Below are 13,390 nucleotides of genomic sequence, written 5' to 3' on the forward strand. Positions count from 1 at the left end.
CCGGGACGGCTCGGTGGACGGAGGGGCTGACATACACTCCGGACACCATGAAGATCGCCCGCCTCGCTCTCGCTGTTGTCGCTGTCGCCGCCATCGCCGTTGCCGCCACGCTGGCCACGGGTGGCAAGGAGATGGCCCCCACCGTCTCGTACACCCTGCTCGACGGCTCGAAGCACAGCAGCGAGGCGCTGCGCGGCAAGGTCGTGCTGGTCAACTTCTGGGCCACGAGCTGCACCACCTGCGTCAAGGAAATGCCACACCTGATCGAGACGCACCAGAAGTACAAGGACCGCGGCTTCGAGACGCTGTCGATCGCGATGGCCTACGACCCGCCGGCCTACGTGATGAACTTCGCCGAGTCGCGCAAGCTGCCCTTCCGCGTCACGATGGACAACACCGGCGAGATGGCCCGCCAGTTCGGCAAGGTGCAGCTCACGCCGACGACCTTCGTGCTCAACAAGAAGGGCGAGATCGTCAAGCGCTATGTGGGCGAGCCGGACTTCGCGCAGCTGCATGCGCTGCTGGAGAAGCTGCTGGCGGAATCGGCGTGACCGTTCCGCGCGCCGGCGAGTGGCCGCTCAGCCCTTGAGCGCCCCGAACACCGACTGCAGGATCTTGCTCCCCGTCCCGATCGGATCCTGCCGGATCTTCTTCTCTTCTTCGCCGATCATCAGGTAAAGCCCGTCCAGCGCCTTGCCGGTGACGTACTGCTGGATGCTGGCCTGCTGGTCGTTGACGAGCCCCAGCGCCTTGGCCTTGCCGGCGATGGCGTTGTACTTCTGGGCCAGCGACACCTTCTCGGTCGCCTTGGTGACGATGGGCAGGAACTGCTCGCCCATCGGGGTGCGGGTGCGCTCGGCGAAGAAGTCGGTCACCGAGGTCTCGCCGCCGCGCAGGATCTGCGCTGCATCCTGCACCGACATCGACTTCACCGCGTTCACCAGCAGCGGCTTGGCGGCGGGCACGGCCTGTTCGGCGGCGCGGTTCATCGCGGTTTCCAGTGCGTCGATCTTCGCGCCCTGGCCGAAGGTGCGCAGCAGCCTGGCGCCCTGGTTCAGCCACTCGGGCAGCGCGATGTGCACCAGCGGGTTGTTCAGGAAACCGCCGTCGCGTCCGAGCAGGCTCACGGCCGAGCTGGCGCCGCGCTCCAGCGCGGCGCGCAGGCCTTGCGTCGCGTCGAGTTCACTCAGGGCCCAGCCGGGCAGGACGGCGGTGCCGCCGAGCAGGACCGCGGCGCGCAGCAGGGCCAGGCGGCGGGCGGCGTTCACGGTGGCGGCGGTGTGCGCGTCGAGGGTCATGCGGGTCTCCTTGGAGGTTTGTCGGATCAGGTGGACAACGCGGGAATGCTACTCTGCGCAGACAGGGTTTCGTGCCGCCGAGCCTGTGGACAAGTTTCTGGATAACCTATGGAAAGTTGGCGTACCGGTCCGCATGCTTTGTCGAATCGCTCTCGGGGGCAGCCCGGAAATCTGGTGCCGGTGTTCTGTGGATAACAGGCTGTGGATAACTGGCCGTCTCTGACCGACAGGCTCAGCGCCCCAGCACCTTTGCCACCGGATTCGGCCGCAGCCGGAACGCATCCGGCATGCCGGAGCCGAGCAGCGGTCGCAGGTACATCCGGAACGCATCGGTCACGTCGGTGCCGCTGGCGCTGAGGAACTCGTCCTCCATCGTGCGCGTCTTGCCGGCAACGGCCTCCAGCGGCAGCAGCTCGTAGTCCGCCGCGTAATAGCCGGCGCGCTTGATCGCCACCGAGCCATCGCGCCCGCCCCACATCGCGTACTGCACCGCCTTCTCGCCGACCTCCCGCGCCTCGCGCTGGTCCACATCGCTGACGCAGCCGATGAAGCTGCGCTGCAGGTAGCCGAAGGTGTCGCCGCGCACACGCTTGATGCCGAGCTTGCGCTTGATCTCCTCGCAGAGCAGATCGGCCAGCGCGCCGGTGCCGGAGAGCTGGATGTTGCCGTGGGCGTCGAACTCCATGTCCTTGGCCAGCGTGGTGATGATGGGCGTGCCGGCGGCGTCGTGGATGCCTTCGCTGACGGCGATGACGCAGCGGCCGAGGCGGTCGTAGGTCGCCTTCACGTCGGCCAGGAATTGCGCGAGATCGAAGGTGCGTTCCGGCACGTAGATCAGGTGCGGACCGTCGTCGTCGAACTTCTTGCCGAGTGCCGATGCGGCGGTGAGGAAGCCGGCGTGGCGGCCCATCACGACACCGACGTAGACGCCGGGCAGCGCCGCGTTGTCCAGGTTCGCCCCGGCGAAGGCCTGCGCGACGAAGCGCGCCGCGCTCGGGAATCCGGGCGTGTGGTCGTTGCCGACGAGGTCGTTGTCGATCGTCTTGGGGATGTGGATGCAGCGCAGCGCGTAGTGCGCCGCCTGGGCCTGCTCGCTGACGATGCGCACGGTGTCGGACGAGTCGTTGCCGCCGATGTAGAAGAACTGGCCGATCTGGTGCGCCTGCAGCACCTTGAAGATCTCGCGGCAGTAGGCCTCGTCGGGCTTGTCGCGGGTCGAGCCGAGCGCGGACGAGGGGGTCGCGGCGACGAGTTCGAGGTTGTGGCTGGTTTCCTGCGTCAGGTCGACGAGGTCCTCGTTGACGATGCCGCGCACGCCGTGGCGCGCGCCATAGACACACTCGACGCCCCGGTGTCGCCGTGCTTCGAGCACGACGCCGACGAGCGACTGGTTGATGACGGCGGTCGGGCCGCCCCCTTGGGCGACCAGGATCTTGGCGGGGTTCATGCGGCAGGACTCCTCGGGTGGACAGGATCAGCGGGCCGTCTGGTACGGACATGGCCCGGGATCATCCTACGCCGCAGAGCGCCCGGCCTCGGGGACAATCCCGGCCCTTGATGCGCCGGCCCGGAAGGGAGCGCTGCTCAGCTTCGATTCATTCCACTCCGGTTCACTCCTGCGATGCCCCACGTTGCTTCCTTCCGTTCCCGACCTGCCGGCGTGCCCAGTGAATGGGTGCTGCTGGCGGTCAGCCTGCTCTGGGCGCTGACCTGTCATCTGCCATTTTTCAGCGCCGCGCTGCAGGGGCGCAGCTGGTCCGATCCCTCCAGCTGGGGATTCGGCGCCGCCCTGTTCGTCGGGGCGCTGGCCCTGAACTTCGTGGTGCTGGCAGTGTTCTGCCATGGGCGTCTGCTCAAGCCGCTGGTGGCCGTGCTGCTGGTCGTGGCCGCCGGATCGACCCACTTCATGCAGGCCTTCGGGGTCTACCTCGATCCATCCATGCTGCGCAATGCGCTGCGCACCGATGTGGGCGAGGCGCGCGAGTTGCTGAGCCTCGGCTTCGCGGGGCGGCTGCTGCTGCAGGCGGCGCTGCCGATCGCGTTGCTCTGGGGCATTCAGCTGCGCCAGCGGACCTTCGGCCGGGCGCTCGGGCTGCGGCTGCTGTGGATCGTGGGCGGGGTGGCGGTGCTGGTGGGTGCGGTGCTGGCGGTGTTCCAGCCGTTCTCGTCGCTGATGCGCAACCACAAGGAGATCCGCTACCTGATCACGCCGACCAATGTGCTCTGGTCGACGGGCAGCGTGGTGGCCGAGGACCTCAAAGGCGCCGCCAGGCCCCGCCAGCCGATCGGCCTCGACGCCGCACCCGGCCCGCAGATGCAGGCGCGCACGCGGCCGACCGTGCTGGTCGTGGTCGTCGGCGAGACGGCGCGGGCGGCCAACTGGGGCCTGAACGGCTACGCGCGCCAGACGACCCCCGAACTCGCGAAGATCCCCACGCTGGTGAACTTCCCGCAGGTGACGAGCTGCGGCACGAACACCGAGGTGTCGGTGCCCTGCCTGTTCGCGCCGGTGGGGCGGCGCGACTATGACGAGGCGACGATCCGCGGCAGCGAGTCGCTGCTGCATGTGCTCAAGCGCGCAGGCGTGGGCGTCCTGTGGCGCGACAACCAGTCGGGCTGCAAGGGCGTGTGCGAGGGCCTGCCCAGCGAGGAGGTGCTGCAGCTGAATCCGCCCGGCCTGTGCGCGGACGGGCGCTGCATGGACGAGGCGCTGCTGCTCGGCCTCGACGAACGCCTGGCGCAGGCGAAGGGCACGCAGGTGCTCGTGCTGCACCAGCTCGGCAACCACGGCCCCTCCTACTTTCGCCGCTACCCGGAGGCCTTCGCCAAATTCCAGCCGGCCTGCACCCAGGACGACCTGCGCCAGTGCACCCAGGCCGAGATCGTCAACGCCTACGACAACGTGCTGCTCTACACCGACCATGTGCTGGCCACGCTGATCGAGCGCCTGCAGGCGCGGGCGGCGACGGTGGACAGCGCCGTGCTCTATGTCTCCGACCACGGCGAGTCGCTGGGCGAGTCCAACCTGTTCCTGCACGGCCTGCCCTACGCCATCGCGCCGGACGTGCAGAAGCAGGTGCCGATGGTGATGTGGTTCTCCGAGGGCCTGACCGCCGCCGCCGGACTCGACCTGGACTGCGTGCGCCGCCGTGCCACGCAGCCTGCCGCGCACGACCACCTGTTCCACACCGTGCTCGGCCTGACCGATGTGCGCACCGCGCTGTATGCGCCGGACTGGGACCTGCTGCGCGCTTGCCGCAAGGCGCAGCCATGAGCGGTCGCCGGGACCTGGGGTGGCTGGCGGCGGCGCTGCTGCTGCTGCTCGGCTGGGACTTGGCGGGCGCGGATCTGGCGGTGGTCCGCTGGTTCGGATCGCCCACCGGCTTTGCCTGGCGCGCCTCCTGGTGGACCAGCGGGCTGATGCACGAGGGTGGGCGCTGGCTGGCCTGGGCCGTGTTGCTGTTGCTGGTCGTCGGCATCTGGCGGCCCTTGCCGGCCTTCGCGGGACTCCCGCAGCACCAGCGGATCGGCTGGGTGCTGGTGACGCTGGCGGCGGTACTGCTGGTGCCGGCGATCAAGCGGGTGAGCCTGACGAGCTGCCCGTGGGACCTGGCCGAGTTCGGCGGCATGGCGCAATACGTCTCGCACTGGCGCTGGGGGGAGAGCGACGGCGGGCCGGGGCGCTGCTTCCCGTCCGGCCATGCGGCGGGGGCCTTTGCCTTCCTGAGCGGCTTCTTCGTGCTGCGGCCGTACCGGCCGGATCTGGCGTGGCGCTGGCTGCTGGGTGTGGTGCTGGTGGGCACGCTGTTCGGCGCGGCCCAGCTGGTACGCGGTGCGCACTATCCGAGCCACACGCTGTGGACGGCGTGGTTCTGCTGGGCGGTCTGTCTGGCCGGACAGGGACTGTGGCAGCGCCGCCAGCCTGACTTACTGCGGTAAGCCACCCGGCTTTCCGGCCGTAAGACACCCCTTCCGACAGGCCGGGGCAGGGGAGGGCGCCTGATTCCAGTTGGTGAGTGCAGGCTTCGAATGTGTTGAAGTGAGCGCAGGCTTTTGCCGAAAACCATGCTGCGTGGGTGACTGCGGGCCGACTCGGGGGTGTACAGACGTGGCAGAGCCGGCGCCCCCTGCGGAGGCGCCGGCGAAACGGGGTCGCGGCGGTGGTCGTGGCCGGGGGATCGACACCGGGCGGCTCCCGGCCACGCGGACGCCGCAACGGCCGGCGGCGCTGGGGCGCGCGGCCGGTCAGGACATGGGGGATCGGAGGGCGCCGGGTGCGCAACCGGACGGCTCGCACCGGACCCGCGAGCGCTTCCTCACTACCAGTCGGCCACGCCCACGGTGCCGCCCCCGACCGCAGCAAAGCGGCCAGGGGCGTGCACAGCAGCAGGCGGACCAGCAGGGCGACGAGCATGAAGACGCAGGAGTGGAGGCCGTCCGAGTCTGCCGCCCGGCCCGGTCAGGCGATGGCCGGATGAAGTGGCGCTGAACGGCCCATCCTGTCGGATCGGGGTCGGCGAGGTTCCGCGCGGTACAGTGTCCCGATGGATGAACCGACCGCCCGACAAGTGCTGCTGATCCAGGCGTTCGAGACCGCCGGGACCGACCACCCGCTCTGGACCGCCGAGGACCGGCGCTGGGCGACCCGTGTCGCGCTGGAGGGCGCCGAGCCCGCGGGCCGTGCCGACCGCTTCATCGCCACCCGCGCCGATGCCGCCGTTCGCCGCTTGGCGCCCCGCGCGGCGCCGGTGTCCGCGTGGCTGTCGCACCGCCTGTGGCACCGCCGCTGGGCGGTGGCGGCCTTGCTGCTGGGCCTCGTGCTCGGGTTCGTGGCCGACACGGTCGGGGCCGGACACCGCATCAACCTGCTCGGCACCGGCGTCTGGGGGCTGGTCGCGTGGAATCTGCTGGTCTACCTGCTGCTGGTGCTGCCGATCCCGGACGGCTGGCTGCGCCGCAGCCTGTCCCGGCGGATGCTGGACCTGCGCGGTCTGCTGCGCGGGGCACGGCGCGAGCCGGTGTTCGACCGCGTGGCGCAGATGTGGACCGCTGCCAGCGCGCCGCTGTCGCTGGCGCGCGCCGGGGTGCTGATGCACCTGGGCGCGGCCGGGCTGGCGCTGGGTCTGATCGCAGGGCTGTATCTGCGCGGCCTCGGGCTGGATTACCGCGCCGGCTGGGCGAGCACCTTTCTCGATGCTGCCACCGTGCACCAGATCCTCGGCACGCTGTACTGGCCGGCCCAGCAGGCCCTGCATGCGCTGCAATGGTCGCCCTTCGTGGTGTCGCCCATCACCCTGCCTGATCTGGCCGGTTTCGAGGCGCTGCAGCTGGTCGGTGGCGAGCCGCCCGTGGCCTCCCCCGCCAACAGCGCCGCGCCGTGGATCCACCTGCAGGCGCTCACGCTGGCGATGTTCATCGTCGTGCCGCGGCTGGTGCTGGCGGCGCTGGGCGGGCTGCGGGCGCTGTGGTGGTCGCAGCGGTTTCCGCTCAAGCTGCAAGGCGATCCCTACTTCGACGACCTGCTGCGCCAGCAGCGCCGCGAGCAGGCGCGCGTGACGTTGTTGCCCTATGCCCAGGACGCCGCGACGCCCGCCGAACACGAGGCGCTGCGCCACTGGCTGCAGCCGCTGCTGGGCGAGACGATGCAGTGGCAGGTGGTGCCGGTCCGCCCCTACGGCAGCGAGGACGAGGCTGCGCTGCAGCAGTCGCTGGTCGGTCGGCCGACGCTGCTGCTGGCGCGCTTCGACCTGTCGGCCACGCCCGAGGCCGAAATCCACGGCCGCTGGCTGCGTGCGCTGCAGACCGCCACGCGCCAGGCGGGGGCGCCGCGCTGCGTGCTGGTGGTCGAGGAGAGCGGCTTCGTGCAGCGCTTCGGCCAGACCGCGCCCGAGCGCATCGAACAGCGCCGCGCCGCGTGGCAGGCCCTGGCCACCGATGTGGGCATGGCGGTGCTGGCCGTCCGCGCGGGCGTGCCGGTGGAGCCGTCCGCCACGGCGCTGCGCCGCCAGCTCGACGGAGCGCCCGCCGCATGAGCCGCCGCGACAACACCCTCGCGCTGAGCCTGGTCTCGCACACCAACATCGGCAAGACCACGCTGGCGCGCACCCTGCTCGGCCGCGACATCGGCACCGTGCGCGACGCCACCCACGTCACCGACTTCGCCGACGAACACCGCATGGTCGACACGCCGCAGGGCGAGTGCCTGACGCTGTGGGACACGCCTGGTTTCGGCGACAGCGTGCGGCTGGCCAAGCGGATGAAGCAGGCGGGCAACCCGATCGGCTGGCTGCTCACCGAGGTCTGGGACCGCTGGCGCGACCGCGCCTTCTGGGCCAGCCAGATGGCGCTGCGCAATGTGCGCGACGAGGCGGACGTGGTGCTCTACCTCGTCAGCGCGGCCGAGTCGCCCGAGGCGGCCGGCTACGTGGCGCCGGAAATGGAGCTGCTGGCGTGGACCGGCCTGCCGGTGATCGTGCTGCTCAACCAGCTCGGCGCGCCGGGACAACCCGCGCAGGAAGCGGCCGAGATCGCGCGCTGGCGCACCCATCTGGCGGGGCAGCCGCAGGTGCGCGCCGTGCTGCCGCTGGATGCGTTCGCGCGCTGCTGGGTGCAGGAGCTGACGCTGCTGCAGGCCATCGAAGCCGCCCTGCCGCTCGCGCGCCAGCCGCTGATGGGCCGGCTGCGTGGCGTCTGGCAGGCGCAGCGCCTGGCCACCTTCGACTCCGCGATGCGCACGCTGGCCGAGAGCCTCGCCCGCATCGCCCATGCCCGCGAGACGGTGCCCGAGGCCGGCACGCTGCGCGCTGCGCTGCGCCAGGTCGGCAGCGCACTGGGGCTGCGCCGCGAGGGCGGCGATCCGCGCCAGCAGGCCCAGGAGGCGCTGATCGCCCGGCTGGACAGCGAGGTGCGCAGCAGCACCACCGACCTGCTCCACCTGCACGCGCTGGAGGGCCAGGCCGCCGCGGAGGACATCCTGGCGCGTGTCGGCAGCCAGTTCGACCGGCGCGAGCGGGTCGGCGCCGGCCAGGCCGCGGTGATCGGCGGCATGGTGTCGGGCGCGCTCACCGGGCTGGGCGCCGATCTGGCTTCGGGCGGGCTGACGCTGGGCGGCGGACTGATCGCCGGGGGCGTGCTCGGTGCACTGGGGGCGATGGGGCTGGCGCACGGGGTCAATCTGGTGCGCGGGCTGGACGCCTCCTGGCTTGGCTGGCAGCCCGCGGCGCTGGATGCGGCGGTCGAGGCTGCGCTGCTGCGCTATCTGGCGGTGGCGCATTTCGGGCGCGGACGCGGCCCGTGGGCGCAGACGGAGGCGCCGGCCTGCTGGCGCGAGGTGGTCGCGGCCACCCTCGCGCCGCACCGCGGTAACTTCGACCAGCTCTGGGCCGACCGCAGCCGGCCGGACGTCACCGAAGCGGCCACTGCTGCGCGGCTGGCCGATCTGCTGGCGCAGGTCGGGCGGCAGGTGCTGGGGGCGCTCTACCCCGAGGTGTCGGTGGGCTGGGCGGCGCGGGCCGAAGCCACGACTGGGTTGTCGGTGGTCGTGCCCACCGTCTGAAACCGGGTCCGCGCCACACCGTGGTGGCTGCGCAGGACCGGCACCGGTGACAGGCCGTGCGCCAGCAGCATCGATGCACGGAACCGGTGCCGCCCGTGGCGGTGGCGGGCGCGGGTGCGGGCGGCCTGTCCCATCTCGTGGCGCAGCGGGGCGGCTTCCACGAGGCGGGCGATGGCCGCGATCAGGTCGTTGTTGCGGTTGCAGAGGTAGCCGGACAACGCATGCACGATCAGCGCCCGGTAGGCCGGCACCTGGCGCCCCAGGCACGGCACGCCGGCGGCCATCGCCTCGGCCATGCCGCGGGCATCGCTGCCCGCCGGATCCGGTGACACGTAGACCCAGGCACGGCACAGTGTCTCGGCGCGGTCGGCCGCATCGGCGCCGCGCATCAGCCTGATCTGGGCCGCCTGCAGCATCTGCTGCACCGCGGGGGTCGCGTCGCCGATCCAGCCGAAGGTCAGCGCCGGGCGCAGGCCCGTCAGCATCACGGCGAGCTGCACGAAGGCCTGGGCGTAGACCAGATCGCCGGGCTGCCCGGTGGTGACGATCAGCGGTGTCTCGGCCTCGGCCCGCTCGGTGTTGAAGTAGACCTCGTCGACCGGCCGGGACGGGCCGCCCGGGTGCTCGCGGCCGGACGGATCAAGGGCATCGACCCGGTTGCGCTGCACGAGGAAGGCGGAGCGGTCGAGTCCGCGCGCGATGCGTGTCGCCAGCGTGTCGCTGTCGAGGTGGAAGAACATCGGTGCCTGCACCGACGAGCCGCGCAGCACGTGGCGTCCGAGCAGCCCGGCGGTGAGGCCGTGCACGTGCACGGCCAGTGTCGGTCCGTCCGCGAGTGCGCCGCGCAGCGCGGTGGCGGCCTGCCGGACGGCGGGCAGGCCCGCGCGCCCTGCGCTGTCGCCGCCCAGCTGCACACCGGCCGGCAACATCAGCCGTGCCTGCGCCGCATCGCGCTGGTCCATCAGCACCAGACTCTGGGGCACGCCGGCATCGGCGAGTGCCAGCACGGTGGGCCACAGCGTCTGTCCCCGGCCACCGGGTTGCAATCGACTGACGAGGTGGAGCACGCGGCTGGTCATGGGCGGGGTCACTTTCCGGGTTGCAGGGTTCAGCGTGCGCCGCTGCCCAGCAACACCACCCGCAAGGTGTGGACCAGGATGCTCAGGCGCATGCGCAAGCTGTGCTTTTCGACAAACACGCGGTCAAGTTCAACCCTTTCTTCGTACGTCGTGTCGTTGCGGCCGCTGACCTGCCACAGACCGGTCATGCCCGGACGCACGCTCAGGTAGTGCCAGCGCACCTGGCCATAGCGCGGCAGCTCCGCCAGCGTGATCGGCCGCGGCCCCACCAGGCTCATCTCGCCACGCAGCACGTTGAAGAGCTGCGGCAGCTCGTCCAGGCTGGTGCGGCGCAGGAAGTCGCCGATCGGCGTGATGCGCGGATCGTTCAGCAGCTTGTGGTCGCGCTCCCATTCGGCGCGCGCGTTGGCATCTTTTTCCAGCAGATCGCGCAGCATGGCGTCGGAATCGAGGTACATGCTGCGGAACTTCAGGCAGCGGAACAGCTTGCCGTGCTGGCCGATCCGGTAGTGGCCGAACAGGATGGGCGCGCCGTCCTTGCGCCAGATCAGCAGTGCAACGACCAGGAACACGGGGCTGAACAGCAGCAGCAGCACGGCCGCCATGCCCTGGTCCAGACGCAGGTGCAGTCGCTCCAGCCAGCGCGAATGCTTCGGCTGGCGTTGCTGGCGGAACTGCCGGGCACCCGCCACGAACGCGTTCAGAGAGGGGTGGTCTGCCAGGTGTTCCTGTTTCTTTTCCATACAAATTCTTCCCGTATGTTGCAAGCGATGTCAGGGCTGCCACGCTTTGATGCATTATTCACGCGTTGTCTCGCGTAGAGATGAAGTGACATCTATTCGCAGGTTTCTTCGGTCTTTTGACTTCATTCGTGGTTCATTTCGAACGATAAACCATCTACCACCGAAAAATTTGTCAGTACCGGTTCGTATTTTCCTGTTCGGGTGCGGCGACCCCGCGCTTCGATAGGGCAGGTGTTGACGTTCTCACGTGTCTGGAGGGTGGCTTACCTGGGTAAACCAGTCCCCAATTCACACAAGAGACCGGAAGTCCGGAACTTGTAAAGTTACAACCTGTAAGCTCATCAATCCATGTCACTTGCCCGATTCCTGTTGACGCTGAAGGCGCGATGGCTCACCGCTGTCCTGGTGCTGGCCACCGTGCTGGCCGTGACTGCGCTGGTCAGTGCCCTGCTGCCCAAGCAGTACTCCGCCACCTCGATGGTGCTCGTGGACATCAAGTCGGCCGATCCGCTGGCGGTGTCGGCGCAGCAGCAGCAGTCGGGCCAGGCGGCGGCCTACATGGCGACCCAGGTCGACCTGATCCAGAGCGAGCGGGTGGCCCGCGCGGTCATGGCCGCGACCGGCATGACGCGCGATCCGAACGACGCCACCCACCAGCTCTGGCGCAGCAAGACCGGTGGCGTCGGCGACTTCGAGGAGTGGCAGGCCGCGCGGATGAAGAAGAAGCTCGATGTGCGGCCGACCAAGGAGTCCGGCATCATTTCCATCGGCTACACCGCCGACGACCGCCAGTCCGCCGCACAGATCGCGAACGCCTACGTGCAGGCCTATGTCGACACCAGCCTGGCCCTGCGTGTCGAGCCGGCGCGCACCAGCACCACCTTCTTCGACGAACGCGCCACCCAGCTGCGCGCCTCGCTGGACGCTGCCCAGGCGAAGCTGTCGGACTTCCAGCGCCAGCACGGCCTGCTGACCATCGGCGGCGCGGAGGAGCGGCTGGACGTCGAGACGGCGCGTCTCAACGAGCTGTCGTCACAGCTCGTGTCGCTGCAGGCACAGACCGGCGAGTCCGGCAGCCGCCAGTCGCAGGCGCGTGCCAACCCGGAAAAGTCGCCCGAGGTGATCAACAACCCGGTCATCAGCGGGCTCTCGGCCGAAGTGCTGCGCCAGGAGACGCGCCTGAACGAGATGAGCGCCCGCCTCGGCGACCGCCATCCGTCGATCGTCGAGCAGCGCGCCGCCGTCGCGCAGCTGCGCAGCCAGCTGGCGTCGGAGTCGCGCCGCGTGGCCGCCAGCCTGGGGGTCAGCGACACGGTGAACCAGCAGCGCCTGGCGCAGGTCCGTGCTTCGCTGGAGGCCCAGCGCACCAAGGTGCTCGAACTCACCACGCGCCGCGACGAGGCCCGCGTGCTGCAGAAGGATGTGCAGAACGCGCAGTCCGCCTTCGACGCCGTGACCGGCCGCAGCACGCAGAGCGCCACCGAAAGCCAGGCGCGCATGAGCAACGTCTCGGTGCTGAAGACCGCGACCCCGCCGGCGCTGGCCTCGTCGCCGCAGATGGACGTGAACCTGGGCGTCGCTGCGCTGCTGGGCTCGGTGCTGGCGCTGGTGGTGGTGCTGGTGCAGGAGCAGCGCAACCGCCGGCTGCGCTGCGCCGACGACGTGCCCGAACTGCTCGACCTGCCGCTGCTGGTCGAGATCCCGTCGCGCCACCGTGCCGGCGGCGCGGGCCAGGGGCTGTCACTGCCCGGGCTCGGCGGGCCACGGCCTCCATCTGGCACCCCCAAGGGCCGCCTGCCGGCGTGAACATGGACATGAAACGCGACTTCGAACTCAGCCGGGTCTCGCCGATCGAGGAAGCCCTTTTCACGGTCGAGCCGCAGCACACGCTGAGCCTGGGCGACATCCTGCGCCGCCAGTGCCAGCTCGGGGACGCGGAGGTGGCGCGCATCGTGACGCTGCAGGCCGAGCGCGGGCTGCGCTTCGGGGACGCGGCGGTGGCGCTGCGCCTGGTGCAGCCGGACGATGTGGCGCAGGCGCTGGCGCGGCAGTTCAGCTACGCCTGCACCACCGTGCAGGCGGCGCCGCACCTGGCGGAGCTGGCCGCGGCCGTCGACCCGCACGGCGACAAGGCGGAGATCTTCCGCGACCTGCGCGCCCAGATCATGCTGCGCCCCGGGGGTACGGAGCCGGTGGCGCTCGCCGTGGTCAGCCCCACGCCGGGGGACGGGCGCACCCACATCGCCGCCAACCTCGCGGTGGTGTTCAGCCAGATGGGCCAGCGCACGGTGCTGGTGGACGCCAACCTGCGCGCGCCACGGCTGCACACGCTGTTCGACCTGCCGTCGCGGCCCGGCCTGACCGCGATCCTGGCCGACCGGCAGGTGGCGGGCGAGCTGGACCGCATCGATGCGCTGCCGAACCTGCACGTGCTGCAGGTCGGCGCACCGCCGCCGAATCCGCAGGAGCTGGTGCAGCGCGAGACCTTCCGCACGCTGCTGCGCGAGCTGACCCGCAAGTTCGACCGCGTCATCGTCGACACGCCGGCCGCACAGGGGGCCGCCGACGCCCGCGTGATCGCCACCGCCTGCACGCAGGCGCTGGTCGTCGGCCGACGCGACCACAGTGCCGCGGCACACCTGCGCGCGCTGGTCGAGGGCCTGCGTGCCCAGCGGGTCGATCTGGTCGGCGTGGTGCTGAACACGCACTGATCCC

General features: G+C 70.5%; 10 protein-coding genes and 1 pseudogene. 7 read left to right on the forward strand and 4 right to left on the reverse strand.

The genetic code is table 11. From position 1 onward, the window contains the following. Window positions 1-47 precede the first annotated feature (47 nt). Window positions 48-551 (forward strand): peroxiredoxin family protein, encoded by a 504-nt coding sequence (locus BDD16_RS08520; protein ID WP_179633548.1) that lies wholly within the window; start codon window positions 48-50, stop codon window positions 549-551. Window positions 552-578: 27 nt separating this feature from the next. Here the strand turns inward: BDD16_RS08520 and BDD16_RS08525 are convergent, their stop codons facing one another. Beyond that, on the reverse strand, window positions 579-1,298 hold the full coding sequence (locus BDD16_RS08525; RefSeq protein ID WP_179633549.1) for a DUF4197 domain-containing protein: 720 nt from the start codon (window positions 1,296-1,298) through the stop codon (window positions 579-581). A gap of 232 nt (window positions 1,299-1,530) precedes the next feature. Continuing rightward, the gene (locus tag BDD16_RS08530) at window positions 1,531-2,745 is read right to left on the reverse strand and encodes a 6-phosphofructokinase (protein WP_179633550.1); all 1,215 of its coding nucleotides are present in this window, start codon (window positions 2,743-2,745) and stop codon (window positions 1,531-1,533) included. 213 nt (window positions 2,746-2,958) lie between these two features. On the opposite strand from BDD16_RS08530, the gene BDD16_RS08535 reads away from it, so the two are divergent. The 4 genes from BDD16_RS08535 (at window position 2,959) to BDD16_RS08550 (ending at window position 8,853) form a co-directional block, all read left to right on the forward strand. Further along, window positions 2,959-4,572, forward strand: a complete 1,614-nt coding sequence (locus tag BDD16_RS08535; RefSeq protein ID WP_310733989.1) for a phosphoethanolamine transferase — start codon at window positions 2,959-2,961, stop codon at window positions 4,570-4,572. After that, entirely contained in the window at window positions 4,569-5,237 is a 669-nt protein-coding gene (locus BDD16_RS08540) for a phosphatase PAP2 family protein (RefSeq protein WP_179633552.1), read from the forward strand. Before BDD16_RS08535 ends, BDD16_RS08540 begins: the two co-directional genes overlap by 4 nt. Window positions 5,238-5,842: 605 nt before the next feature. Continuing rightward, window positions 5,843-7,330: a DUF2868 domain-containing protein gene (locus tag BDD16_RS08545; RefSeq protein WP_179633553.1), complete on the forward strand. Its 1,488-nt coding sequence runs from the start codon at window positions 5,843-5,845 to the stop codon at window positions 7,328-7,330. Continuing rightward, window positions 7,327-8,853 (forward strand): GTPase domain-containing protein, encoded by a 1,527-nt coding sequence (locus tag BDD16_RS08550; RefSeq protein WP_179633554.1) that lies wholly within the window; start codon window positions 7,327-7,329, stop codon window positions 8,851-8,853. The genes BDD16_RS08545 and BDD16_RS08550 overlap by 4 nt, the downstream gene beginning before the upstream one ends. On the opposite strand, the gene BDD16_RS23285 is transcribed toward BDD16_RS08550, so the two are convergent. Both BDD16_RS23285 and BDD16_RS08560 read right to left on the reverse strand, forming a co-directional pair. Further along, the gene (locus tag BDD16_RS23285) at window positions 8,775-9,944 is read right to left on the reverse strand and encodes a glycosyltransferase (RefSeq protein WP_218897751.1); all 1,170 of its coding nucleotides are present in this window, start codon (window positions 9,942-9,944) and stop codon (window positions 8,775-8,777) included. The two genes, BDD16_RS08550 and BDD16_RS23285, sit on opposite strands and share 79 nt — an antisense overlap. A gap of 17 nt (window positions 9,945-9,961) precedes the next feature. Next, window positions 9,962-10,546 (reverse strand): annotated as a pseudogene (locus BDD16_RS08560) (sugar transferase); the annotation flags it as partial. A gap of 477 nt (window positions 10,547-11,023) precedes the next feature. Here BDD16_RS08560 and epsF point away from each other — a divergent pair. Together epsF and BDD16_RS08570 are read left to right on the forward strand one after the other, a co-directional pair. After that, window positions 11,024-12,481: a chain length determinant protein EpsF gene (gene epsF / locus BDD16_RS08565; RefSeq protein ID WP_179633557.1), complete on the forward strand. Its 1,458-nt coding sequence runs from the start codon at window positions 11,024-11,026 to the stop codon at window positions 12,479-12,481. Between the two features lie 2 nt (window positions 12,482-12,483). After that, the gene (locus tag BDD16_RS08570; RefSeq protein WP_179633558.1) at window positions 12,484-13,386 is read left to right on the forward strand and encodes a polysaccharide biosynthesis tyrosine autokinase; all 903 of its coding nucleotides are present in this window, start codon (window positions 12,484-12,486) and stop codon (window positions 13,384-13,386) included. Window positions 13,387-13,390 lie beyond the last annotated feature (4 nt).

It is taken from the genome of Sphaerotilus montanus (genome assembly GCF_013410775.1).
GTDB lineage: Bacteria > Pseudomonadota > Gammaproteobacteria > Burkholderiales > Burkholderiaceae_C > Sphaerotilus > Sphaerotilus montanus.

What these genes read in the sequence shown, in the direction of transcription:
- BDD16_RS08520 (WP_179633548.1), top strand. Translation starts at nt 48, where the DNA reads ATGAAGATCGCCCGCCTCGCTCTCGCTGTTGTCGCTGTCGCCGCCATC.
- BDD16_RS08525 (WP_179633549.1), bottom strand. Translation starts at nt 1,298, where the DNA reads ATGACCCTCGACGCGCACACCGCCGCCACCGTGAACGCCGCCCGCCGC.
- BDD16_RS08530 (WP_179633550.1), bottom strand. Translation starts at nt 2,745, where the DNA reads ATGAACCCCGCCAAGATCCTGGTCGCCCAAGGGGGCGGCCCGACCGCC.
- BDD16_RS08540 (WP_179633552.1), top strand. Translation starts at nt 4,569, where the DNA reads ATGAGCGGTCGCCGGGACCTGGGGTGGCTGGCGGCGGCGCTGCTGCTG.
- BDD16_RS08545 (WP_179633553.1), top strand. Translation starts at nt 5,843, where the DNA reads ATGGATGAACCGACCGCCCGACAAGTGCTGCTGATCCAGGCGTTCGAG.
- BDD16_RS08550 (WP_179633554.1), top strand. Translation starts at nt 7,327, where the DNA reads ATGAGCCGCCGCGACAACACCCTCGCGCTGAGCCTGGTCTCGCACACC.
- epsF (WP_179633557.1), top strand. Translation starts at nt 11,024, where the DNA reads ATGTCACTTGCCCGATTCCTGTTGACGCTGAAGGCGCGATGGCTCACC.
- BDD16_RS08570 (WP_179633558.1), top strand. Translation starts at nt 12,484, where the DNA reads ATGGACATGAAACGCGACTTCGAACTCAGCCGGGTCTCGCCGATCGAG.